Genomic DNA, 23,907 nt, shown 5'->3' with positions numbered 1-23,907 from the left:
TTACGCTCCCTTCGCTGGGACGACCTGGAGATAGACCAGGGTCAGGATGAGGTTGGCGAAGAAGAGCAGCAGGAACGTGATGACAACCGTCTGGTTCACTGCCTCGCCGACGCCCTTGGGTCCGGGGTTGGGATTGAGGCCCTTGTAGGAGGCGATGATGCCCGCGATGAGTCCGAAGATTGCTGCTTTCGCCTCGGCGACATACAGATCCGGCAGCTGGGCCAAAAACGAGAACGACGCCAGATATGCACCGGGGGTGCCGCCCTGAAGGATCACGTTGAAGAAGTAACCGCCGGCGATGCCGACGACCGAGACCAGGCCGTTGAGCAAAAGTGCGACGAGGATCATCGCGAGCACTCGGGGAACGACGAGACGATGTACCGGGTCGATACCCAGCACTCGCATGGCGTCGATCTCCTCGCGGATGGTGCGCGAGCCGAGGTCTGCAGTCACAGCAGAACCGGCAGCGCCGGCCACCAGCAGTGCGGTCACGATCGGACTGCCCTGCTGGATGACCGCGAGCACGCTGGCCGCACCCGTGAACGACTCGGCACCGAGCTGCTTGATGAGCGATCCGGTCTGCAGCGCCACGACCGCGCCGAACGGAATGGCGACGAGCGCCGTCGGCAGAATCGTGACGCTGGCGATGAACCAGGCCTGCTCGATGAACTCGCGGAACTGGAACGGCCTACGGAAGGTGTTGCGAACCACCTCGACGAACAGTTCGACGATATTGCCGGCTTGTGTCAGAGCGGCGCTCGCCGGAGCGAACGTGGACTTCTTCGATCCCCCCATGTCTGCTATTGACCCCGACCTTGTGTTGGAGCTTGGTAGCCCTGCTGATCATGACCTTGCCCGCTGTAACTCTGCTGGTCGTAACTCTGCTGGTCGTAACCCTGGTGGTCGTAACCCTGGTGGTCGTAACCCTGGTGGTCGTATCCCTGCTGGTCGTAACCCTGCTGGTCGTAACCCTGCTGCTGGTCTGCATACGCGGGGTAACGCTGACCCGGGTCGGTGGTGTCGAGGCTTTCCTGGATCGCAACCTGGGCATTGTGCGGCAGGGTGTGCATGATCTGGCGGACGCGCTCCTGCCTACGCCCGACGGCTTCGCGCACCGGAGTTCCGGGAGTGGCCTTCATCTGCGGCACGATGCCTTCGACGTCGTCGACGCCGCCGGCGTGGTGGCCGGCGTCGACCATGGCCTGCTCCTGCGCCATCTGCGCCTCGTCCTTCTCCTCCGACATGCCGATCGGACCGATCATCGTTCCGTTGAGGAACTGCTTGACTACCGGCTCGTCGCTCGTCAGGAGCACCTCGCGGGGGCCGAACATGACCAGCTGGCGACGGAAGAGCATGCCGATGTTGTCGGGCACCGTCCGAGCGAGGTTGATGTTGTGCGACACGATCAGGATCGTGGCGTCGATCTCGGCGTTGATGTCGATCAGGGTCTGCGAGATGTACGTAGTGCGAACGGGATCGAGGCCGGAGTCCGGCTCGTCGACCAGGATGATCTCGGGATCGAGAACCAGAGCGCGGGCGAGACCGGCGCGCTTACGCATACCGCCGGAGATCTCGCCGGGCAGCTTGTCCTCGGCACCGAGCAGACCCGTCAGTTCCAACTTCTCCATGACGATCTTGCGGATGTCGGACTCGGACTTCTTCGTGTGCTCGCGGAGCGGGAACGCGACATTGTCGTAGAGGTTCATCGAGCCGAACAGTGCGCCGTCCTGGAACAGCACCCCGAAGAGCTTCCTGATCTCGTAGAGCTCACGGGAGGAGCACTGCAGGATGTCGGTTCCGTCGATGAATATCTTGCCCTGTTCGGGACGCAGGAGGCCGATCAAGGACTTCAGGAAGACCGACTTGCCGGTACCGGAAGGACCGAGGAGCGCACTGACCTCACCCTTCGGCAGGGTCAACGTCACGTCCTGCCAGATCTTCTGTACCCCGAAAGACTTGGTCAATCCCTCGACCGAAACCTCGACTCCCACGCTGACCTCCACAATTCGTACACATCGACCCGGATGTGGGTTGTGTCACTGTATCCCATGCACGTGTCCGCACCGACACGGGAGCTTACCGCCCAGTAAGAACTTCCCCGAGTCAGGCTGTAGAGCTTGCATCAGTGTGGCTCATCTCACGCGACACGGTCGGCGACTCGCCAGAACTGTGACAAGTCCCTGCGTCACAAAGCTGTGACACGCCACAAACAATGACCGCCGAAACCCTTCGGAATGCTTTGGACTTCGGCGAAACCGAGTAAACAGGGGCACAAGGCCGGTGTCACGCGATTTGCAGGAGTCCGTGATCGATCACAACGGTGCACCCCGTGCGGTGTCCGAGAACAGAAGAAGGGCCGTCCCACCGAGGTGGGAACGGCCCTTCTTGCGCTCGTGCGTTCAGAGCACGAAGCACGACTGCAACGAAGCGGTCCTACTTGACGGAGATCTTCGCGCCGGCAGCTTCCAGCTTCTCCTTGGCGGCGTCGGCTGCGTCCTTGGCAACCTTCTCCAGAATTGCCTTCGGAGCGCTCTCGACGAGATCCTTGGCTTCCTTCAGGCCCAGGCCGGAAACGACCTCACGGACGACCTTGATGACCTGGATCTTCTTGTCGCCGGCCGACTCGAGGACGACGTCGAACTCGTCCTGCTCTTCAGCAGCCTCGGCGGGGGCTGCGCCGCCGCCTGCAGCAGCAACGGCGACGGGGGCAGCTGCGGTGACCTCGAAGGTCTCCTCGAATGCCTTCACGAACTCGCTGAGCTCGAGGAGAGTGAGCTCCTTGAACTGGTCGAGCAATTCTTCGGTGCTGAGCTTCGCCATGGTGGCGGGTCCTTCCTGTAAGTACCTAACCGCTGATCCGCGGCATGGTGTTGATGGTGTGGAGCTGAGCTGTACGCCAATACCAGCGGATCAGCTTTCGGCGGGAGCTTCCGCCGGTGCTTCTGTTTCTGCAGGTGCCTCGGCTGCGGCGGGTGCGCCGGCAGCCTTCTTCTCCTGCAACGCGAACGCCAGACGCGCGAACTGCGATGCGGGAGCGTTGAACAGGCCTGCAGCCTTCGACAAGTTGCCCTTCATGGCGCCGGCGAGCTTGGCCAACAGGATTTCGCGCGACTCGAGGTCTGCGATCTTGTTGATCTCTTCCACGGACAGCGTTGCGCCGTCCATGTAGCCGCCCTTGACGATCAAGGCCTTGTTGTCCTTCGCGAAGGCCTTGATGGCCTTCGCTGCGTCGACCGGCTCGCCCTTGATGAATGCAATGGCGGTCGGTCCGACGAACAACTCGTCGAGGCCGGTAATACCTGCCTCGGCCGCTGCGCGCTTGACCAGGGTGTTCTTGGCGACGGAGTACGTGGCACCTTCGCCGAGCGCACGCCGGAGCTGAGTCAGACCGGACACCGACAGGCCACGGTATTCCGTGACGACGGCAGCCGTCGAACCCTTGAACTGTTCGGTGATCTCCGATACTGCTGAGACCTTTTCGGGCTTTGCCATACTTCGCCTCCTCTCGTGGGAAGTTGTGTCGATCGCGAGAGGGCCGGAAAACGACGAACGCCCCGGCGCAAGAAGCACACGGGGCGTGAACGAGCAGGCAGTCGCGAGGACTGCAGACAGGTTCCCTACCTCGTTCTCCTGCGTGGGCCGTCCGACACGATCTCGGACCTTCAACCGCGCAACTCCCGGAAGTGAATCCTTCGAGAAGGCGGTGACCAACGGTCTTGGGTAGAACTTGATTGGGCGGTCTGGACCGGAGTGCGAGCACTCGTGATCCGAACCGTTGTTCAGGTTACAACATCCTCCGCGTCAACTCCAAAACGCTGGGCTATTGCCGCACTCCGTAGACGACGAGGTTGCGCTCGTAACTGCCCACCGAGGCGTCGAAGTCGCCCGAGCACGTGATCAGCCTGATCTCGTCGGTGGGCACCGCCCCGAAGACCTGCACCGTCGGGAACTCCACTTTGCCGTAGTCGCCGACCCGATCGATGCGGTAGTCGACTCGACCACCCGTCCCGTCCCCCACCGTCACGACATCTCCCGGTCGAAGCTCCGACAACCGATCGAACACTGCGGGACCGGTCGTGGAATCCACGTGCCCGGCCAGCACGGTAGGACTACCGATCACGCCCGGTCTGCCGCCGCCGGTGAACCACCCGACGTCGTCGTAGTCGCTCGGCACCTCCATCTCGCCGTTCTCGGTGAGATGGAGGCCGATCAACGGCTCGTCGAGGTCGATGGCCTCGACGCTGAGCCGGGTCGGTGCCTGCGCCGCGAAATCCGCCGTCGGGCCCGGTCCCGGCAAATCTCCAGCGGTCGAGGACTCGGTCGCTGGTGCGGCAGGTGGTACCGAGGTAGGTGTTGGTGCGGCAGGTGGTGATGGTGCGGCAGATGGCGGCGGTGCGGACGTACAGCCCGTCACCACCACCACTGCCGTAACAGCAACCAGGAGCCGAGATCTCAGCTGCGTGCCGTTCCGCTGCGGCGAGCAACCAACGTCACTCCCGCGATCGCCGTTGCACCCAGGACTACTGCGCCGAGGGCAACCGCGCCGACGACGGGCACCGCATTACTGGAGGCCGAATCGGACGCCGCGGCCAGAGCCGAACCGCCACCTCCGGTGGCGACGGAGCCGACCGGAATCTGCGTCAGCTGTCCGCGTACCGCTCCGGCCACGAAGTCGACGGTGTGGGTGTCGGCCGCGAAGCCCGCCGGATTTGCTTCGATCTGGTCCAGCGTGAATCCGGTTCCACTGTCGGCGTCGGCACCGGCCGGCGTCAGGCCGGTGGTGAACGGTCCCTGCATGCAGCCGGTGCTCGAACGTGGGCCGTCACCGATCGGCGTCGGGTTCGGGAACGCCAGACGCGGAGGTCCCGCAGCACCCGCCGCCGCCTCGTGAATGTGCGTGGCGGTCTTGGCCGGGCTCATGTAATCGCCGGTGACGCCGTCGAGCGCGATGTCGTAGCAGACGATGTCGAGATCGGAATTGATGCGCAGCGTGAACGTGCCCGTCGCGCCCGGCTGGCCCGGAGTGGCGACACCGTCGCCGTTCACCACCTGGTCGGGAGTTGCCATCGCGGTGAACGCGCTGGTGAACGAGTCCGGTTCGGCAACGGGGGTATCGGCACCGGCCGGGGCCGCGGTGAACAGCATCAGTGCAGCGGCCGTGCCGCCGACGACTGCGGTGGCGGTGCCGCGGACGGACATGGTCGGGCGGGTGATCGAGCGTCTGGTCATCTCGTGGGCCTTCCGTGGGAGCATCGGGCAGGCGAGCCCGTGCAGAGGTGTACGACGGTCGATGCCACGATGTTCAAAATTCGGTAAAGAAATACTCCAGTCTCGGATATGAACGTCCGGGGGTCCGTCGACGTAGTCACTGTCATGAGCATCGGGAGCGTGATCGAACTGCACTTCGACGTCGCTGCCGCGTACGACGAGCATGCGTCGGCCATGCTCGGTTTCGCCGTCAACGCACTGCGCGACCGAGCGCTTGCCGAGGACTGCGTCCAGGAGACGTTCCTTCGCGCATGGCGGGCCCGGTCCCGATTCGAGCCCAGCCGAGGAGCGCTGCGTACCTGGCTGTTCGCCATCGAGCGCAATGTGATCGTCGACGTCCAACGGTCTCTGAGCAGAATGCCGAAGCCGGCGTCGGAAAGGATCGAGGACCTCGACCGACGATCGGTCGCGATCTCGCGTGACACCAGTCCCGACGTGGACGAGCGACTGCGCATCATCGCCGCGCTCGCCCTTCTCTCTCCCGATCATCGGCAGGTCGTCGTTGCGGTGCACCTGGCGGGAACCACCTATGCGGAACTGTCCGAGTCGACGGGCGTTGCCGTACGAACATTGCGCACTCGCGCCTTCTACGCACTGAGGGCGCTGCGAGACCATCTCGACGGACAGGAGGAAGCATGAACGCCCGAGACGATCGCCGAGCCGAACTGATCGCCGCTGCCGTCGGCGACGACCTCGACGACACCGAGGCCGCCGAGCTACGCGAGCTCGCAGCATCCGATCCCACCGTCGACAGGGACATCGCCGAACTGCGCGCGCTGACCGGGACTCTCGGTCGTCGCGGTCCGACCGAACCGTGGCTCGAAGCATCGACGTCACCCGACCTCCGCGCCCGAGTTCTGGGTACGTCACCCGGCTCTGCGTGGCCACCCCAGCGGACACGTGGACCGCGCAGATCGGCCGGCCTGGCGGCCGCCGCCGCGATCGCGGGGCTGGTCGTCGGCAGCGGCGTCGTGCTCGGTATCGACGCCTCTCGACCGCAACCCGAGGATCCACCGGCCGCGATCACCGGACCTCCGGGAACCCTGGGTGCCTACGAGCAGGTCGCTTTCACCACGAGCATGCCGAGCGTGGACATCGAGGGCGGCCTCGTTGCGCACACGTGGGGCACCGAGACGTTCCTCGACATGGACGGCGTGTCCGATCGAGGCCCGTACGAGGTCGTCCTCGTCGATCGGTGGGGCACCGAACTCCCGTCCGGCACGTTTCTCGGTAGCGACGTCACCATCGAATGCCGCATGAACGCGGCGGTACTTCGCGGCGACGTCACCGAGATCGAGATCCGCGGCGCGGACGGCTCGCTGCTGGCGTCGGCTCAGTTGCCGACCACCTGACGATTCCGCGTACCGGGCCACCAGTTGCGCTCGCCGAAGAGCTTCATCATCGCCGGCACCAGCATCATGCGCACCAGCACGGCGTCGAACAGCACCGCGATGGCAAGAGCGAAGCCGAACTGTTTGAGCTCGAGCACGTCTGCGGTGAGGAAGCTGGCGAACACGGCGATCATGATTGCGGCGGCGGCGGTGATCGGCCTGGCGGTGTGTTCGATGCCGTCGACGACGGCGACGTCGTTGCTCGCTCCCCGCACGAACACTTCTCGCATACGGCCGATGAGGAACACCTCGTAGTCCATCGACAGACCGAAGACCACGGCGAACACCGTCACCGGTAGATACACCTGGATGTAACCCGGGCTCTCGAAGCCGAGAATGCTCGAACCCCAACCCCATTGGAAGACGGCGACGGTGGCACCCAGCGCTGCCCCGGTGACCAGCAGGTTCATGGCGACGGCCTTGAGCGGGATCACCACGCTGCGAAACACGACGGCCAAGTAACAGAGAGAAAAGGCCAGTACCGCGGCGACGACCCAGACGAACTTGCCGGAGATCTCCTCGGATGCGTCGACCACCAGCGCGGTGGTACCGCCCACGGACACGCTGGTGCCGTCCACGTCACCGGCGAGAACTGCCTGAGAACGCAGGGTTTCGACGAGGTCGGCGGCCTCCGTCGAGTCGATCGGGACCGACGGGACCACGATCAGCAACGACCGGCCGCCCTCGGGTTGCGCCAACGCGTAGGCGACGCGATCGTCTCCGCGCACGGAGTTCGCGAACGCGTCGACCGTGGCGATCTGCTGCGGTCCCAATGGACTGTCGTCCTCGCCGGTGAACACGATGGTGATGGGCGAGATGGTGCCGGGCGCGAACTTCTCGGTCAGGACCGTGTTGGCTCGTCCGGACGGTTCCGCGCTCAGCGCCTCGGCACCGAGATCGACCCCGTACGAGATCGAACCGATGGGAACCAGGCAGACGATGAGGACGGCGGCGGATGCGACCGTGTAACGCCAGGGGCGCTCGATGACGTGCTGCGCCCACCGCGACCACCACGTGGGAACTGCGGCGTCGTGCTCGTCGACCGAGGGAGGTTGGAATCGTCGCGGCAGCGACCAGGCCCCGATGCGCGTTCCCAGCACCGCGAGAAGTGCCGGCAGCAGGGTCCACGCGACCACGACGACGGTGGCGATGGTGAGCGCGACGACCAACGAGATGCTCTGCACCGCAGGGACATCGACGATCGCGAGGGCTCCGAGTGCGATCAACACGACCAGACCGGAGATGACGATGATGTGTCCGGCGGTGCCCATGGCCGCCCCCACCGCGCGCTCGGTCCTGTCCGAATCTTCACCGGGTCCGGCCCGCCCGATCTCCTCCCGGAACCGACTGACGATGAAGAGTGCGTAGTCGATTCCCAGACCCAGACCGAACATCGCCGCCACCGTGGTGACGAGAACATCGAAGGTCATCACGTTGGACAGCAACGCGAACATGCCGAACGCCGCCAGCACTCCGATTCCGGTGGTGACCAGCGGCACGATGCCCGCGACCACGGAACCCAGCGCCAGAACCAGCACCACGAAAGCGATGGGCAGACCGATGCTCTCGGCCCGCACGGCGTCCTCGGATTCGACGCGGGTGAGATCGACGGTCATCGGCGAGTAGCCCGTCACCGCCACCTCGACGCCATCACCGGACGCACCGCCGATCATCTCCTGCACGCGTTCGGCCACTGCGATCCGATCGCTGGCCTCTCCGCCGATGCCGACGAATGCGAGCGCCGAGGTCCCGTCGTCGGAGATCGTCGGGACGAATCCTGCGCTCTCGTAGGGGTCGACGACACGCAGTACGTCCGGTGACTGCCTCAGTGACGAGACGACCTCGGCCACCCGTGCGCGAAAGGCCGGGTTCCGGCTGTCCACCGAATCCGAGGTGAACGTGACGACGAGCTGTTCCGAGCCGAAGGACGCGAAATGCTGCTCGACCAGTTGGTCGGCGCGGCTGGATTCGGTTCCGGGAACGGAGAAGTTGGCCCCCACCAGGGAGTTCTGCAGCGCTGGGTACAGAATCGCGGATCCCACCGCCAGCAGCGTCCAGATCGCCAGCACCACCCAGCGTCGCCGCGCGACCAGTCGACCCCACCGGTCGCCGATGTTTCCGCAGCTCACCTGCGGGTCGATTCGCGAGATCGTGTCGGTCATCTACGTCAACTCCCGGCTGAAGATGCGGTACGTGCGGTGCGGAGCGAGTTTCGTCCGGGACAGGACCGAGCCCTTCATCCACGGACTGTCGTCGAGCACGGGAGCCGCTTCGACGCGCGTGAACCCGAGATCGCGCATACGCACCGACATCTCCATGATCAGCAGAGAGGACACGGCTCGATCGGGGCAATCCGGATCGACGAACAGCATGTCCACCCGCACTCCGTCGATGACCTCCGTGCGACCCGGACGCTTGACGTGCCACAGCGTCACCAGGTCTCGTGCCCAGCGCGACTTCAGGTGCGACGCCTTCGCGGCGGCCTGATTGACGTCCGGGATTCCCATCAGAAAGCCGACGGGCTTGCCGTCGAGTTCGGCCAGCAGGGTGAGCCGACGATCGATGACCGGAAGCATCATCTTCAGCAACTCGAACAGTTCCGTGTAGGACAGCGGCGAGAAGCCCCAGAAGTTCACGAACGTCTTGTTGTAGAGATCCCGCACGATGCTCGCGTCGCGTCGCAACGTCCGGTATTTCATCGACCGGAACGTCACCTCGGATCGCGCCTTGATCTTCTCGAAGATCTGCATGTGCCGCGCGTATTTGGGGTCGTTGTAGATGATGCACGGGTCGTCGAAAAGGTAACTGTAGAAGTCCTTGACCGCCATCAGACCCCACTTCTCGAAGTGGGCCGCGTAGTAGAGCGGATTGTGCGGCATCCCCACCAGGGGCAGCGCCGGGACCTCGTCGACGACGATGCCTGCGCTGTAGAACATCGACGGACCGAAGGGCCCGGAAATCGTCGCGAGCCTGCGCGCCGAAAGCCAGTGCGCCGCAGCGTCGAGCAGCGCTTCGGCGACGTCGTGATCGTCGACCGCCTCGTAGAAGCCGAAGAAGCCGATCGGCTCCCCCGTGTACTCGGTGAACGACAGATCGTGGATGGCCACGACGCGACCGACGGCAATCCCGTTCTCGCGAGCCAGAAATGCTTTCGTGACGCGGGTGGCGGCAACCGAGGGCGGCGGTGCGATGAGAATTCGGCCCAGGTCCATCGACTCGTCGGGTAGGCGGTACGGATCGCCCTGGTAGACCAGGTCCGAGACGGACTCGAATTCACGCCAACCGGCTTTGCCGTCGACCTCTTCGATCGTGATCATCGTTCCTCTTCGCTCGGTTGTCTGCCGTCGACGAGGATCGGTGAACGCACCACCGTCGTCTCGCCGGCGAACACGTAATTGCCTGGCCGGACAGTGATCTCGTCGACGAGTGCGTCGGGCACGAACACGTCGCACTGAGAACCGAAGCGGATCATTCCGTACTGCTCGCCGCGCTCGACGGTGTCGCCCACCGCGATGTGCGCAACGATGCGATTGACCCACAGGTCGGCTATCTGCGTCACCGTCACCACGGCTCCGCACGCGTGCTCGATCGACACGGTGAGTCGTTCGTTGGTGAGCAGGTAGTCGCAGCCCACGTCGTAGGGAGTTCGCCGCGTCAGCAGATTGGCCCCGACCCGGGCCATCGACTTGTTGAACGGTGCCGCAGATCGGTGTCGGCGCATCCTGACGATGCCCGAGATCGGAATTCGATTGCGGTGTACCGAGTATTCGGACATGTAGATGCCGATGAGGTACCCGCTGTCGGCTTCGGCGACGCCGGCGATCTCGTCGAGGGCAATGGTTCGCCCCTTCTTGACTGCGAACGCGGTACTGCCTGCCTCCACTCGTTTGACGTACGTGACGAAGCCGTCCGCAGGAGCCAGTACCGCTCGCGGATCGGCGGGCGGTACTCGATGCGGATCGCGAAAGAAGAACCGGGTTCGCCAGTAGACGAACAGCGCGAACGGAGCTGCCGTCGCGGCAGCGAGGCCGAGGGCCCACCGACACCACGACATCAGCTGTGCCGCTGTTCGTCGACGCTCTCCGACCAGGTCACGAAGGCATCCGCTGCCCAGTTCCGCACCGGGCCGGGCAGCAGTCCGATCAGCCCACACACCACGTAGAAGCCGAGCGAGAGAACGCCGTTGGTCACCTCGCGGCCGATGGGTACGTCCCGTAGGCGCACCGAGGTGGGCTCGAATCCGTCTGCCACGTCAGTTGACGGCGGCGGGCGTGAGCGTCTTGAGCTGTGCTTTCTCGAAATAGAGCTCGAACAGTCGGCGGTGGTCGCACCACGAGATGTCGTGGTCGAGTGGGAGTATCGCCTCGGGCTTGTGCACCAGGCGCATCAGCTGATCGATGTTGTCGGCCAGCATCGTCTCGGCAAATCGAGGCGAAATGCGCGAACTGACGCGCTCTTTGAACTCGTCCCAGCTCACCAGGTCGAGTCCGAGCAGCTCGGCGTAGAGGTCGTGGCCGTAACCGGTGGGGTTGCTCGGTAGGAGCCGCGTCAACGGGTGACTGCGCAGCGCATTGCCGGCCATGACGTCGCACATCACGTCCACCGGAACGTAGTTCATTCCCGGGCCGTCCCAGATGGCACCGGCGGCGATGGCCAGTTCGATGATGCGCCAGAAGCTGTACACCCGTCCGGGATCACGGCCGAGTTCGGTACTTCCGAGAATGTAGGGGGCCTCGCACAGGGTGACGGAGTAGGTGTCCGACATCGAGAGCCACCCGAGAAGCGTTGCGTTGACCCACTTCATCTGCGCGTAGCCCGAGTACCACCACGAATCCGGGCGGCGAAAATCCTCGGGCTTCTGGTAGAGGTGAGCTCCGATGCTGCCCACGTAGGTGAGGTGCTTACGCGTGGAGGTGATGCTGAATTCGAGAATGCGCAGGACGCTCACGAACCAGTCGTCGCGCAGATCGGCATAGCTCTCGGTGTAGTCGGTCGAGCTGGCGCAATTGAAGATCTGCCCCACTCCGGCAGCAAGATCGAAGTAGGCAGCCTTGTCGAGACCGAACCGGAACGTCGTGGGAGTGCCCTCGACGATGCGAATCTTGTCGGCGTCGACCTCGATCTCGTACTGGTCGAAGGTGCGCTGCAGGCGCTCGAACGCCGTCTCCTCCTCGGTGGGGCGCACCATCGCATAGACGACCTCGACGGCGGAATCACGAGTGAGTCGGCCGATCAGGTGCGCGCCGAGGAATCCGTTGGCTCCGAACACCAGCGCCGTGTCGGTGCGCGGCGGTGCCATGCTCGCCACCCGGCGTCGGGTGTCCTCGTCGACGAACGGCCGCAACGCGGTCGGATCACCGTTGCTCAGAGCGACGACGTCGGCGTACTTGCCGGCGAAGCGAAGCCCCGGGCATTCGCTGGTGATCAGTGCATCCGCGTGCGGCCAGACCGGACGCAACGAACCATCTCCGAACAGTGCTTCTACGTGCATTCTCGCTCCCCTGCAACGATCGGTGTCCCATGTCACTTCGGACCGGCAGAACGTAGCAATTTCGAGGGCTCGAGATCGGGTGACCGGGAAAGTCTGGTACGCCCCATAGCGTTGCTCAACTTTTGTTGAGAGGGTTCCCAACAGAACACAGTCGAACGGGCGGATTATTGGAGCAGATTACGACCGATTCGCGTTCCTCGTGTCAGTTTCAGAAGACGGCTGCACGATGTCAGAAGTGCACTGCAGTGCAACTCCGAGTTCTCGAGCACACGTCCGGCCGTATCCAGTGAGCGCTGCGATCCCTGACTGGATAGCGCATTGATGGTGAAATTTCGCATCAAGTTTTATTGGCCGTCGGTGAGCTGCGGGTCTAGCGTCGCGGCCGGCCGTGGACGGCTGTGGTCGCGCGAAGTGCTCGATCGGACACTTGCGGCATGGGCGGCGAGAAAGTTGTCGACGATTTGGATGCAGTCGTCGGCGTGGATGTGGCGCAGTCCTGTGAGGCGAGCGAACACTATCGGTCCGAGGAGCTGAATGAGGGCGAAGGTGGTGTCGATCTCGCCGAGTACAGCGCGAGCGTCAGGGGCCGTCAGGATCTGATCCAGGGACCTGCGGTATTGCTCTATGACACGGGCCCGAAGCGAGACCACCGCGCCAGGATCGAGATCGCGCCGGCTGGCGTCGCCGCTGTTGACGGGTCCCATTGCCAGCCAGGCCAGCGTGGTCATCTGCACCGGAGCTTGGTCGATGAGGTCGGCTTGGGTGGTGAGCAACGAAATCAGACGTTCACGTAGCGGACCGGTATCGATATCGGTGTCGACTGGGGGTAGTAGTCGCTCGAAGGTTGCAGCAAGCAGGTCAGTGGTACTTCCGAAGTGGCGGTACAGAGTGGCACGTGCAACCTTCGACATGCGGGTGACCGCCTCCACGGTGACCGCCTCGACACCGCCGGTGGACAGCAGCTGGCCCGCCGCTTCGAGCAACCGGTTACGTGAGCGCGCCAGCCGGGGGTCGGCCGGACCCTCGGCTGCAACGAGAGGGTCGACCATGAACGGGCTCCGCTCCATTTTGACTGACAAAACATGTCCTCGCTTGACCATTCTGTCACACCCGCAAAGTTATGATACTAATAGTCTCGTACCGAGACGATCAGTCTCTAACTGGGAGGCTGGCCGTTGAACGAACGTAGATCCGACTCTGCCAGCGTCGCTCGATGGAGCGGTGCCCAGTGGTGGATGTTGATTGTGTCGTGCATGGCGGTCGCGTTGGTGGTGGCCGCAATGGCGGCATTGTATTCAGCGTTGCCACAGATCGCGGTCGCGACAGGGGCGACGCAAGCTCAACTGACCTGGATAGTCGACGGTTATACGCTGGTATTGGCGTGCTTCGTTCTGCCTGCCGGTGCGATCGGTGACCGGTACGGTCGCCGCGGGGTGCTCGTGGCGGGGTTGGCGTTGTTCGCTTTCGCGTCGGCCTTGCCCTTGTTTCTCGCCGACCCGGCGTGGCTGATCGCTGCTCGCGCGTTGGCTGGGGCGGGTGCGGCGCTGGTCATGCCCTCGACGCTGTCGATACTGACCGCGGGATTTCCACCGGCGCATCGCGGCCGCGCTGTAGGTGTGTGGGCCGGGGTTGCTGGATCCGGGGCGGTCCTGGGCATCCTCGGGGCTGGTGTGCTGCTCGAACAGTGGTCGTGGACCTCGGTGTTCGTCGGGTTGACCGTCGCCGGAGCGGTTCTGGCCGGGTTGGCATGCAGTATCGCGGAGTCCCGCCAGCAGGAGCATCCACCGGTCGATTGGGTGGGCGCGGTGACCGTAGTTGTCGCGGTCGGGGCGATCGTCTTCGCTGTGATCGAGGTTCCGGCCCGTGGCTGGTCGGATTCGCTCGTCGCCATCAGCACTGCGGTGGGCTTGTTCGCAGTTGTGGTGTTCGTCGTCGTAGAACTACGTTCCTCGGCACCCCTACTCGATGTCCGGTTGTTCGCCCGCCGTGGCTTCGGTGCCGGCGCACTGTCGGTCTGTATCCAATTTCTGGTGACCTTCGGGGTGTTCTTGCTGTTGGTGCAGTATCTGCAGTTGATTCTCGGTTATGGACCGCTCACCGCCGCGTTGGCGTTGACCCCTATGGTCGTGCCGCTCATCGTGATCTCGGTGATTGCACCCTGGCTGTCGAACATTGTTGGCCTGCGGGTGATGACCACTGTAGGTCTGCTCACCATCGCGGCGGGACTGGTGATGGTGAGCAGATTGACCGTCGCGGCAACTTACCCTGACCTGCTGTGGCCCTTGCTCATCATGAGTGCGGGTTTGGGGTTGTGTACCGCCCCTGCGACTTTCGCCATCGTCTCGGACACTCCTGAGGCCAAGCACGGGGTGGCTGCCGCGGTCAACGACGCAGCTCGCGAAATCGGTGCCGCGATTGGGATTGCGGTAGCCGGTAGCGTGCTCGCGGCCGGTTACGTTCAGCACATTCAGCCGGCTCTGCCCCAGCTACCCGAGCCTGCCCGTGGTCCGGTGGCCGATTCTCTGGCCGCCGCGTTGCAGGTCGCCGACCGCGCAGGACCAGCTGGTCAGCCGCTGGCCGAGTTCGCCAGAGCCGCATTCGTACACGGAAGTGGTCAGGCGACGCTGTCGTTGGCGGCGCTGACCGCCGCTGGGGCACTCGTCCTCGCCGTCTTTGCGCCAGGTAGACGCAGCCGTACGACAGCCACCGCGGGTGACGGACGTCGGTGAAGGTCGGCCAGGGTGTCTATTCTTCGGTGTGATTCGTGTCTGTGGCCCGGAGTTGGGCTCGGGCTTGGGACTGCATGAAGTGTTCGACCTCGACCACCACGAACAGGGCAGTAGCGGTGGCTACCGAGCGGCCCTGCGCATCGTCCATCGTGGCCGTGAGATCCAGTTTGCGCCCATCACGAGACCGAACGGCAGCACGCAATACGTATGGAGTGCCGAGCAGAACCGGCGCTAGGTAGTCGAGCTCGAGACGCCGCGTCACGGCGAGCTCACCCACTGTGTAGAGCAGGAAGCCGAACAGATCGTCGAGAACGGTCGCCACCGCGCCGCCGTGTGCTATCCCGGGTGCCCCGACATGACGTTGATCGAACACATGGTGAGCCACCACGCCGTTCTCGTCACGCTGGACCGACAGGGCATGGCCGTGCGGGTTCTGCGGCCCACAACCAAGACAGTCGGGGTGGTGGGGCGGTAGATCAGGCGAATCGAAACTCGTGCTCCAGAACGAGCGCGCCCAGTTCTCGATAGCGGGGCCGGCCGACCCGCTGACCTCGTCTGGAATTCTTTTCATGGTCGGACCTCTCTGTCGTGAAAACATTGTGCCGAGTCTGTCGCGTCTTCGTGCGCTCGGCCTGCACCGCTGTTAGTTTCGAAAGATAAACTGCACTATGTCAGAAGTGAACCGCACTAAAGGATCGACCAAGCCGACATAGCTTTAAAGAGAGAAGTGATCTGCCGCGAGGATTTCGGACCTGGAGATGACTATTCTGAGGCCGCGTTTGCGGACTGCCCGTAACTGAGTTCTTGTCTAGGGAACATTCCAGCCACCACGAAGGGCATCTCGCGAATGCAACTATCTCACACCCGACCTGCCTCGGCCGAATGCTGCGACGACCCCAATCTCTGCCGCTCCGCGGCGGCAGGCGAGGCCCGCGCGCCTCGCATCAAGATGACCGCGCTCTGAGGTCGATTTGTTGCGCCCAACGCTTGAAGGAGCGCGTCCAGCGCGATGTCCTCGTTATCGAATATCAAGATTGCATGGAGGTCGTCGCGGAGTGCGCAGCGGGCGCAGAAACGGGATCGGTAGCGTTCGCCTTTCGTGGTTGCAGGCGTTCGCAGCGCAGGTCGAGCGCGATGCCGGGCGCACTCTTGGCGTTGATCGCGGAGTTGAACCGTCAGATCGGCGACCTCGAAGCCGATCTGACCCGCCATTTTGAAACACACCCGGACGCTGACACACAACGCCGCCATCTACCTCTCCCTGCCAGGAATCGGTGTCATCCTCGCCGCCCGGGGCTCGGTGAATTCAGCGACGACGTCGACCGCTACACCAACGTCAAGTCTCGCAAGAATTACGCCGGTACGTCACCCCTGACAGTTGCGTCGGGCAAGAAGCGGGCCGTACTGGCTCGACATATCCGCAACCGGCGGCTCTACGATGCCATCGACCGGTGGGCGTTCTGCGCCCTCAGCCAGAGTCCGGCCGCTCGCGCGTTCTACGAACAACACCGTGCTACCGGAGACCTCCACCACCAAGCGCTCCGCGCACTCGCCAACAGACTTGTCGGGCTCCTGCACGGGTGCGTACGCCACTGCACCGAATACGACGAACACACCGCTTGGGCACACCGCACCGCGCAACAACCCGACGCAGCTTGACAAGTTACAATTATTGGATATCTAGGGTGATTCAGTCCATTTTGTGGCGGGACGCGAAACCGGGATGGCTGAATGGCAGACTGCGTGAGAAGGCCACGCCTACGGTTGCGGCCGCGCCGTCGATGATTCCCCACGTCGTCTCTGATAGGTGTGCGGCGAAGAACGTATCATCCACCCCTTGCTCACGACCGTTGTCGATCCACCACTGAGTCGCAGATAGACCAGAACCCAGAATGGACGCCACGGCCAAGGGAATGACCGAAGTATCTGCGTGAACACGCTGAAGACTTTCAGTGAACCGATCGGCGACGACCTCCATCACCGACCTCAGTTCGTCAGCAACTCCGCCATTTCCCGATCCGGAGTACTGAAACAAGTGATTCGCCATAAGGAATCTGACGACAGTGGGATACTGCCCGACGAGCGCGACGTAGCTCTGGACGGACGAGCGAACCATGTCGTCAACCGAAAGATAATCTTGGTCGGCGAGAATAGTGACTTTCGCCGAATCCCACATCAACGCACCGAGTTTCGCCGCCACCGCCGCGTTCAAGCCCGCTTTGTCGCCAAAGTAGCGATACAGCTTTGGTTTAGATACACGGGCCTCCGCAGCGATGTCGTCCATGCTGACGCCTGCACCATACCGTTCGATGATCCGTATGGTCGCGTCGACCAGCTGCGCGCGTACCTCGACTCTATGCTCATCCCAGCGGGTGCTACGGGCATCGGCCACTCGACGCTGCACCTGAGATGGAGTAAATGAAACGCGGCGGACGAATGACATTATGGGGTTAACAATACCCTGAAGGGTCCTCTCAAGCGAGTCGGGCTGGAGAGCCGTTCGCTGAAACCTCTCGGTTCGCTCGCAGCGGTTCGGCACCCTCCCTCAAGCAGCCGATCGTCCGCCGGATCGCACCGTGTCGATCACATACACCGGCGGCACGACCGGAAAGCCGAAGGGAGCCATCGGAGGCTTCGGCAATGTTCACGATGACGCAGATTCAACTCTCCGGAGTGAGAATGGCCGGGTTCCCCAAATTCTCGATGTGCACCCCGCTGTCGCATGCTGGGGCCGCGTTCTTCGTGCCGACCCTGACGAAAGGCGGCCCGATGATGGTGCTGCCGAAGTTTTATCCGCCGAGGTGCTGCGCACCATCGACGCAAAAAAGATCACCGTGGCGATGCCATCGATGCTGTACGCCTCGATGGACCCCTCCCAACTCGGACACGCGCGGCCTGTCGACGATCGTGGCCGTCTCACGAGCTCATGTGTGTCCGGTCGACGGTTCAAAAGCCATCGCCTACCGTGGCTGCGTCCAATCGGGCCGCTGCTTCGTTGAAATAGTTTGGTGCCTCCATGTTGATCATGTGACCGATCTGTGGCAACGCCACGAACTCATGCAACCGGCGGCGCTGCTGCAGTCGGTCGGCGAGATCAATGGAATGAACCGCGGGTGTCAACTTGTCGGCCGAGCCCACGATCACGGTCGTCGGAACCGTAAGTGAGTCGATTCCTTTGCTCACATCGATGGTGGCCAGGACCCTGCCCCACATTCCCCGAACCGCAGGGGGGCACCGCAGTACTATGTCGGAACACTCAGCCACAACGTCTGCTGGCGCGTGTGGACCCATCGTCCCGTATTTCACCAACCGTCGGTTGAAGCGAGTGTCAAGCATCTCCGGTCCCGCGGTGGCGAGCCCGGCTGCGAATGCCCGCTCCAGTGAGGCGCGGAATCGACGTGGCGACCCAATTAGCGTCGATTTACTCACCAACTGCGAGGGGCCGGTACTCGCCAAGACGGCACCACGGGATAAGACGGGCACCGACTCCGGGTGCTCGGCAGCCCAACCCATGATGGACATCCCGCCCATACTATGACCGGTCACCAATGCCTTACGATTAGACGTGACGACAGCGCGCAAGACAGCCTCGAGATCGTCGCCGAGCACCGACGAAGAGAAGGGCGCGCGACCCCGGTCGCTCCAGCCATGCCCTCGTTGGTCATACACCACCACACGGTGTGTGGTGGCGAAGTGCTCGATCTGAGGTCTCCAGAACCGACCTTGGCAAGCCCACCCGTGGCTGAACACCAACAGCGGCGCATCATCACCGAGCCCGTACTCCTCGACAAACAGCCTCGTGCCGTCACTGGAGAGAACCTCCCGCGACCGCCGCGACAATAGGCCAGCTTTCGAGGAGTCAGAGGTCATCGAAACTCACCGTCACAGCGTCGGTGAGCGGAAGTGCCTGGCACGCGAGTCGCTCGCCGTCTTCAATGTCGTCGTCTACGAGGATGTTGTTCTGCACCATCTCGACATCGCCATCGATGAGCTTGCACACACACGCGCTGCATGCGCCCTCTCGGCACGAGTACGGTGCATTGTGCCCTCGCGAGAGCAGCACATCGAGCAGAGGCGTGTTACGTGGCCACTCCGTGGTGATGCACTCTCCGTTCAGGTAAACCGTGGCCGTAGCTACACCCTCGTCGTCACTGAGTCGACGCAGTGTTGCGGTGTCGAACGGGTCACCCGTCAGCGACTGGAATACCTCTCGATGTACATCCGAATGATCCACTCCGCATGCGGCGGCAGAGCTTTCCACAAGATCCATGAAAGGGGAAGGCCCGCAGGTGAAAATTGCCGATCCCTTGTGTTCACGAATAATCTTTTCTACAGCCTCTGATGTGGGAATCCCGTTCTCCGACTCAAGCCAGTCAACCAAAGTGAACCGCTCGGCGAATTCAGATCTAATCTGCTCAAGCCGGCACTTGTACATGATCGAATCGGAGTCACGGTTTGCGTAGAACAGGACAACTTCCCCACTGCCCGACACCAGAGCCGACTGCACCAGCGACAGAACCGGAGTGATGCCGCTTCCGCCAGCGAAGAAGAGCAAGTCGACGTCGAGGCTCTTAGCGGTAAACTTTCCCGATGGCGTGAGGACGGTCACCTCCATGCCGATGGAAACGTTGTCACACAACCAGTTCGACGCATACCCCCCAGCGGTGCGCTTCACCCCGATCTCGAGGCGGAAGTCATCGACATGAGGCGAACTGCTCAGCGAGTAGCATCGTGCGACGTGGCCCGTCTGGTCGGACGGGATCTTCAACGTAATGAACTGCCCGGGTAGATGCTTGAAATCGTCGACGATCTCGTCAGGCACTTCGAAGGCGATGCTCACGGAGTCCTTGGTCTCCTGCACGACCTCCGACACGGTCAGCGTTCGCGATCGCGCGGTGGTGCCCGGCCGATTCTCCTGTTCGAGGGTCATTTGATGATCCCCCGCTTACGAGCCAAGGCGTAGCCCGCGCGTGTGACAGGCGCAGAGATGTCCTGGTAGCGCGGACCGACAACGCGTGCGACAAAGTCGAAGCCACGTGCGTCTGCGCCGATCAGCACTCGGGGCTTCTTCTTGTCCATTCCCTTGAGGATGGCGCACGCAGCTTTCTCCGGAGTGGTCCTGGCGATGTTGTTGAACATCGAGGCAATGGTGGCGGTATCTGCCCCCATATCGGATACACCACGAGCGTTGTTGACGATATTAGTCTTGACGCCGCCGGGGTGAACGCATGTCACCGTGACCGGATGCCGACTGATTTTCATCTCTTGCCGAAGCGCTTCGGTGAAGCCACGCACACCGAACTTCGCGGCGTTGTAAGCGCTTTGACTGGGGATCCCGACCAGACCGAAGACGCTGGAGGTGTTTACCAGATGACCATCACCAGAGGCGATCAGATAAGGCAGGAACGCCTTGGTCCCGTTGACGACACCACCGAAGTTGATGCCCATCAGCCAGTCGAAATCCTCCCAGGACATGTCGACAACGTCGGCGCCGAGGGCGACGCCGGCATTGTTGAACACCATGTTGACGCGCCCGAAAGACGACTGCACGCTCTCTGCGTAAACCTGGAACGCAGCACGATCTGCCACGTCCAACACCGCGGTCTCCACGGTCGCACGATGCGCGGTACGGCACATGTCCGCCGTCTCCTCGAGATGCACTTCGTCGACGTCGGACAAGGCAAGGCTGGCCCCGCGTTCGGCCAGTTGGAGGGCAAGGGACCGACCGATCCCTGAGGCGGCTCCCGTGACGACTGCGACCTGGGTCGCGTAATTGCCTGCTGTCGAACTACTCACTGTCGGATACTCACTTCTCGATGACCTACGGTTGGATTGTCAGGCGATCTCGTACTCGGCGGGCTCGAAGTCTTTCGTCGCTCGCCAGTACTGCCAGGTGAACCCGGGCCACACCGTACGGTTGACACCTTGCGAGTCCAGATACCAACTCGTACATCCGCCGTTGGTCCACACGCCCTTGGCGAGCTTGTGTTGGATGCTCTTGTTGAAGTGTTCTTGAACCTCGGCCCGCACATCAACACGCTCCGCACCTCGACTGTCGACGGCGTCGATGGCCTTCATGATGTACTTGATCTGCTGCTCGATCATGAACACGACAGAGTTGTGCCCAAGACCCGTGTTAGGTCCGAGCAGGAAGAACAGGTTCGGGAAGCCCTCGGTGGTGATGCCGAGGTGGGTATTGATGCCCGTCCGGTGCCAGTGCGACGGCAAGTCCTCGCCCCGAGCGCCCTTGAGCGCGAGTTGATCGAACCCGTCCGTGACATGGAACCCTGTGGCGTAAATGATCACATCCACAGGGTGTGACACGCCGTCAGGGGTGACGATCGAATCGGCAGTGATCTTTTCGATCCGATCGCTGATCACTGTCGTGTTGGGGGCGGCGAGCGCAGGGTAGTAGTCGTTCGATCCCAGGATGCGCTTGCATCCGATGCGGTAGGACGGCATCAGCTTCCGGCGTAGCTCGGGGTCGGTGATAGAACGCTCGATGTTCCATTTCGCCACCTTTTCGATTGGTCGCATAAGGTTGGAGTGGCCGTTGAGCCCGAAGGCCAGGCTCTCTGCGCCCCAGTAGACCGACCACCGAGCGAGGCGGCGAGTAATGGGGATCTTGCTGAGCAGCGTCCGAAGTACCGGCGGCACCGCGAAGTTCTTGCGTGGAAGTACCCAAGCCGGGGTTCGCTGGAAGACCGTGAGTGTGCCGGCGTCCTTCTGCACGAACGGCACGAACTGAATCGCGCTGGCACCGGTGCCAATGACGGCCACCCGCTTGCCCTGGAGATCCACCGTGTGGTCCCACTGTGCCGAATGGAACGCCTGACCGGCGAACTCGTCGATTCCGGGGATATTCGGAAAATTCGGGATGTGCAGAGCGCCGACACCGGACACGATGTACTGCGCGACGTACTCCCGGCCCGACTCGGTACGCAGGTGCCACCGAGATTCGGACTCGCTCCAGTATCCGGAGACCAACTTCTGCCCGAAGTGGATCTTCTGAGTGACACCACGCTTGTTGGAGATATCTTTCAGGTACTGCTCGATTTCGGGCTGCGAGGACCACACCTTCGACCAGCTACCGCGACTCTCGAACGAGTAGGAGTACATCAGTGACGGTACGTCGCACGCGCATCCCGGATAGGTGTTGTCGCGCCACGTCCCACCGACGGAGTCGGCCTTTTCTAGAACGATGAAATCACTGTACCCGCGTCGGCGGAGCTGGACGGCCATACCGAGGCCAGAGAAGCCGCTGCCGATGATGAGAACTTTGGTAGTGATGGGCTCGGTTATTCCCGGGTCTGTCGCCGTGGCGGCGGACTTGGCGTTGGAGGACGGCATTGTGAAAATCTCCTGATCGAATGCAGAAAACGGACCCGCACGGCGCGCCGTGACGCGTGGCAGGTGTGGGAATGTCATCCGCCCAAGCCCACGAACCGAGGAATCCGGTCGTGGGGTCGAGGAATGGGCTGTGGGACGCGCGGACCGGGCCGGGCGTGTTAGCGCAGATCGTCGGGCAGGCTGCGCGTTGCGCGCCACATCGCCATCGTGAACTTCCCCTCCATCATTCCGGCCTCGTGGAAGAATCGGATCATCGGCTCGGACATGAACTGCAAGTTGACGCGATAGTTCGGGCTCGTCTGCTGCGCCCACAGGCCGCGCAGACGGCTGATTCCGACATCGGGATATACCTTCGGATTGATGAGCAACGGGTATGCAAAGTTCGCAATGGCCGCCAACGTGCCTCTATGCCAGGCGCGCGAGATGCGTCCGCGACGCTGCATCCCTTCCACCATTTCCAGCCGCGCGAACGTGATGTGACGGGCCTCTTCGAGAACGTGGATCTTCATGAGCTGGCGCAGCTGCGGCTGCATTTTCGGGTCATTCATCGCCTCGCGCTGAGCGCGGTCGAGGATCTCCTCGATGAGCAGAGTCGCGCCGGACACGGACGGGCCGAGAGGCACAAAGTGCAAGATCTTCGCGATGCTCAAGAACCCCTTCGGCAACTTGTACGGTGCCAGGCCCGTCTTGTTGATCAGTCGGGCGAACATCGTCGAGTGACGTGCCTCGTCGCCGATCTCGTTAAGGGCGTAGAGGGACCTTTGATCTGTCAGGGCGCCTTTGGCGGATGTTCGGAGCAGCGCCGAGCTGAGCAGATTCTCCGCGTAGATACCGAAGCTGAGGATGCTGACGATTTCGTGGCGCCCGAGTTCCGCCTTTTGCTCGTCGCTCATTCTCTCCCACAGCTTGGTGCCGTAGAGCGAGACCCGATGCTCTGGCAGGTAGTACTTTCCTTCCTCCCAGGGTGAGTCCCAATCGATGTCGATCTCCGCGTCATAGAATTTTTCGGCCGCCGCCCGCAGCAGTCGGCCGGCAGATCTCTGCATGTCGACGGGCTTGCGGGCGCTGACACGCGCAGCGCCTTCCGTTGAGACGTCGGGCTTGGTCTCCACATTTTGAACGGTCATGTGACACCTCCGTTGCGTTCCGGGCCGAGCTGAGTCTCGACTTCATACCCGTACTCCGGGTACCAGATACTGATAGTGTCTGCGCCAATGCGTTCTTTTGTCAATGTTTGATGTGAAGAAAGTGAGCCTTGCGTGTCTGACGACCACGATCTCGACTACTCCGGCGAGGGCACCTTGGTGTGCCGTGGCAAGGAGATTGCTGTCGGGGTGAAGATCAAAGGCTATTTCCAGCCCCTCAACGGCTTATACACCTGGTACGGAAGGATCGACAAGAATGATGCGCTCCACGCCGCCCTCTCGGGAAGGCGCACGGTTGCCGTCTTTGCGACACCAGAGGGACGCGCCGAGTGCGTCGTGGGCGACCCTGATTTCTGGGACCGCTATCGCATCTCGGGCACGAGCAGACCGCCGTACCACATCCCCACCACGCTCGAGGAAGTTGAGTCGATAGCAGAGAGTGAACATCAGGGTTGACCGACCCGCTTTGCGCCCTGGGGCGTTCCCCAGCATCCAGTCCGATAGCGCCCAGGCGGGTGAAGCAACGCCACCAG

The 23,907-nt window shown here is 62.7% G+C and carries 23 protein-coding genes and 2 pseudogenes; 6 read left to right on the top strand and 19 right to left on the bottom strand.

Annotated elements, in window-relative coordinates:
* The 6 genes from AB0362_RS23355 to AB0362_RS23330 all read right to left on the bottom strand — a co-directional run bounded on the left by AB0362_RS23355 (window position 1) and on the right by AB0362_RS23330 (window position 5,229).
* Window positions 1–795: an ABC transporter permease gene (locus AB0362_RS23355; protein ID WP_027498224.1), complete on the bottom strand. Its 795-nt coding sequence runs from the start codon at window positions 793–795 to the stop codon at window positions 1–3.
* 5 nt (window positions 796–800) lie between these two features.
* Window positions 801–1,991, bottom strand: coding sequence for an ABC transporter ATP-binding protein (locus AB0362_RS23350; RefSeq protein WP_094665774.1), 1,191 nt, complete (start codon window positions 1,989–1,991; stop codon window positions 801–803).
* 442 nt (window positions 1,992–2,433) lie between these two features.
* Window positions 2,434–2,820, bottom strand: a complete 387-nt coding sequence (rplL, locus tag AB0362_RS23345; protein WP_008713856.1) for a 50S ribosomal protein L7/L12 — start codon at window positions 2,818–2,820, stop codon at window positions 2,434–2,436.
* Window positions 2,821–2,910: 90 nt separating this feature from the next.
* Window positions 2,911–3,492, bottom strand: coding sequence for a 50S ribosomal protein L10 (gene rplJ, locus AB0362_RS23340; protein ID WP_008713855.1), 582 nt, complete (start codon window positions 3,490–3,492; stop codon window positions 2,911–2,913).
* Between the two features lie 328 nt (window positions 3,493–3,820).
* Complete coding sequence (locus tag AB0362_RS23335) at window positions 3,821–4,297, bottom strand: class F sortase (protein ID WP_231893840.1); 477 nt, start codon at window positions 4,295–4,297, stop codon at window positions 3,821–3,823.
* A 155-nt stretch (window positions 4,298–4,452) separates the two neighbouring features.
* Window positions 4,453–5,229 carry a CHRD domain-containing protein gene (locus AB0362_RS23330; RefSeq protein ID WP_027498227.1) on the bottom strand — a complete coding sequence of 259 codons (777 nt, stop codon included), beginning with the start codon at window positions 5,227–5,229 and terminating at the stop codon, window positions 4,453–4,455.
* A gap of 144 nt (window positions 5,230–5,373) precedes the next feature.
* Here AB0362_RS23330 and AB0362_RS23325 point away from each other — a divergent pair, with 144 nt between their 5' ends.
* Window positions 5,374–5,907: a sigma-70 family RNA polymerase sigma factor gene (locus AB0362_RS23325; RefSeq protein WP_045840763.1), complete on the top strand. Its 534-nt coding sequence runs from the start codon at window positions 5,374–5,376 to the stop codon at window positions 5,905–5,907.
* Window positions 5,904–6,620 (top strand): hypothetical protein, encoded by a 717-nt coding sequence (locus tag AB0362_RS23320; protein ID WP_027498229.1) that lies wholly within the window; start codon window positions 5,904–5,906, stop codon window positions 6,618–6,620. Before AB0362_RS23325 ends, AB0362_RS23320 begins: the two co-directional genes overlap by 4 nt.
* Here AB0362_RS23320 and AB0362_RS23315 read toward each other — a convergent pair.
* The 6 genes from AB0362_RS23315 to AB0362_RS23290 all read right to left on the bottom strand — a co-directional run bounded on the left by AB0362_RS23315 (window position 6,602) and on the right by AB0362_RS23290 (window position 13,199).
* Window positions 6,602–8,821 carry an MMPL family transporter gene (locus AB0362_RS23315; protein WP_094665724.1) on the bottom strand — a complete coding sequence of 740 codons (2,220 nt, stop codon included), beginning with the start codon at window positions 8,819–8,821 and terminating at the stop codon, window positions 6,602–6,604. The two genes, AB0362_RS23320 and AB0362_RS23315, sit on opposite strands and share 19 nt — an antisense overlap.
* Window positions 8,822–9,976 (bottom strand): hypothetical protein, encoded by a 1,155-nt coding sequence (locus tag AB0362_RS23310; RefSeq protein WP_317533366.1) that lies wholly within the window; start codon window positions 9,974–9,976, stop codon window positions 8,822–8,824. It lies immediately after the preceding gene.
* Window positions 9,973–10,713 carry a phosphatidylserine decarboxylase gene (locus tag AB0362_RS23305; RefSeq protein ID WP_068053209.1) on the bottom strand — a complete coding sequence of 247 codons (741 nt, stop codon included), beginning with the start codon at window positions 10,711–10,713 and terminating at the stop codon, window positions 9,973–9,975. Before AB0362_RS23305 ends, AB0362_RS23310 begins: the two co-directional genes overlap by 4 nt.
* Window positions 10,713–10,910, bottom strand: coding sequence for a hypothetical protein (locus AB0362_RS23300; RefSeq protein WP_027498233.1), 198 nt, complete (start codon window positions 10,908–10,910; stop codon window positions 10,713–10,715). The genes AB0362_RS23305 and AB0362_RS23300 overlap by 1 nt, the downstream gene beginning before the upstream one ends.
* A gap of 1 nt (window position 10,911) precedes the next feature.
* A complete protein-coding gene (locus AB0362_RS23295) occupies window positions 10,912–12,150 on the bottom strand; it encodes an SDR family oxidoreductase (protein ID WP_094665723.1) in 1,239 nt (412 codons plus the stop codon).
* 344 nt (window positions 12,151–12,494) lie between these two features.
* Window positions 12,495–13,199, bottom strand: a complete 705-nt coding sequence (locus AB0362_RS23290) for a TetR/AcrR family transcriptional regulator (protein WP_027498235.1) — start codon at window positions 13,197–13,199, stop codon at window positions 12,495–12,497.
* A gap of 186 nt (window positions 13,200–13,385) precedes the next feature.
* Between AB0362_RS23290 and AB0362_RS23285 the strand changes: the two genes are divergently transcribed.
* Window positions 13,386–14,879 (top strand): MFS transporter, encoded by a 1,494-nt coding sequence (locus AB0362_RS23285; RefSeq protein ID WP_080736373.1) that lies wholly within the window; start codon window positions 13,386–13,388, stop codon window positions 14,877–14,879.
* A gap of 16 nt (window positions 14,880–14,895) precedes the next feature.
* Here the strand turns inward: AB0362_RS23285 and AB0362_RS23280 are convergent, their stop codons facing one another.
* Window positions 14,896–15,450 carry a PaaI family thioesterase gene (locus AB0362_RS23280; protein WP_027498237.1) on the bottom strand — a complete coding sequence of 185 codons (555 nt, stop codon included), beginning with the start codon at window positions 15,448–15,450 and terminating at the stop codon, window positions 14,896–14,898.
* Between the two features lie 572 nt (window positions 15,451–16,022).
* Here AB0362_RS23280 and AB0362_RS23275 point away from each other — a divergent pair.
* A pseudogene (locus tag AB0362_RS23275) lies at window positions 16,023–16,538 on the top strand (transposase); the annotation flags it as partial.
* 31 nt (window positions 16,539–16,569) lie between these two features.
* Here the strand turns inward: AB0362_RS23275 and AB0362_RS23270 are convergent.
* Window positions 16,570–17,322, bottom strand: coding sequence for a TetR/AcrR family transcriptional regulator (locus AB0362_RS23270; RefSeq protein WP_068052725.1), 753 nt, complete (start codon window positions 17,320–17,322; stop codon window positions 16,570–16,572).
* Between the two features lie 106 nt (window positions 17,323–17,428).
* Between AB0362_RS23270 and AB0362_RS23265 the strand changes: the two are divergent.
* A pseudogene (locus AB0362_RS23265) lies at window positions 17,429–17,786 on the top strand (AMP-binding protein); the annotation flags it as partial.
* A 39-nt stretch (window positions 17,787–17,825) separates the two neighbouring features.
* Here the strand turns inward: AB0362_RS23265 and AB0362_RS23260 are convergent.
* The 5 genes from AB0362_RS23260 to AB0362_RS23240 all read right to left on the bottom strand — a co-directional run bounded on the left by AB0362_RS23260 (window position 17,826) and on the right by AB0362_RS23240 (window position 23,356).
* Window positions 17,826–18,749 (bottom strand): alpha/beta hydrolase, encoded by a 924-nt coding sequence (locus AB0362_RS23260; RefSeq protein WP_027498239.1) that lies wholly within the window; start codon window positions 18,747–18,749, stop codon window positions 17,826–17,828.
* On the bottom strand, window positions 18,739–19,809 hold the full coding sequence (locus AB0362_RS23255) for a ferredoxin--NADP reductase (protein WP_027498240.1): 1,071 nt from the start codon (window positions 19,807–19,809) through the stop codon (window positions 18,739–18,741). The genes AB0362_RS23260 and AB0362_RS23255 overlap by 11 nt, the downstream gene beginning before the upstream one ends.
* On the bottom strand, window positions 19,806–20,675 hold the full coding sequence (locus AB0362_RS23250; RefSeq protein ID WP_027498241.1) for an SDR family oxidoreductase: 870 nt from the start codon (window positions 20,673–20,675) through the stop codon (window positions 19,806–19,808). Before AB0362_RS23250 ends, AB0362_RS23255 begins: the two co-directional genes overlap by 4 nt.
* Before the next feature lie 39 nt (window positions 20,676–20,714).
* Window positions 20,715–22,229: an NAD(P)/FAD-dependent oxidoreductase gene (locus AB0362_RS23245; RefSeq protein WP_027498242.1), complete on the bottom strand. Its 1,515-nt coding sequence runs from the start codon at window positions 22,227–22,229 to the stop codon at window positions 20,715–20,717.
* 158 nt (window positions 22,230–22,387) lie between these two features.
* The gene (locus AB0362_RS23240; protein WP_027498243.1) at window positions 22,388–23,356 is read right to left on the bottom strand and encodes a diiron oxygenase; all 969 of its coding nucleotides are present in this window, start codon (window positions 23,354–23,356) and stop codon (window positions 22,388–22,390) included.
* A 132-nt stretch (window positions 23,357–23,488) separates the two neighbouring features.
* Here AB0362_RS23240 and AB0362_RS23235 point away from each other — a divergent pair, with 132 nt between their 5' ends.
* Window positions 23,489–23,830 carry a DUF4873 domain-containing protein gene (locus AB0362_RS23235; protein WP_027498244.1) on the top strand — a complete coding sequence of 114 codons (342 nt, stop codon included), beginning with the start codon at window positions 23,489–23,491 and terminating at the stop codon, window positions 23,828–23,830.
* The last annotated feature ends 77 nt before the right edge of the window (window positions 23,831–23,907 follow it).

Source organism: Rhodococcus sp. NPDC079359 (genome assembly GCF_040702585.1).
GTDB lineage: Bacteria > Actinomycetota > Actinomycetes > Mycobacteriales > Mycobacteriaceae > Rhodococcoides.
Note: the sequence above shows the minus strand (reverse complement) of the source record. Positions and strands in the feature narration are given on the sequence as shown.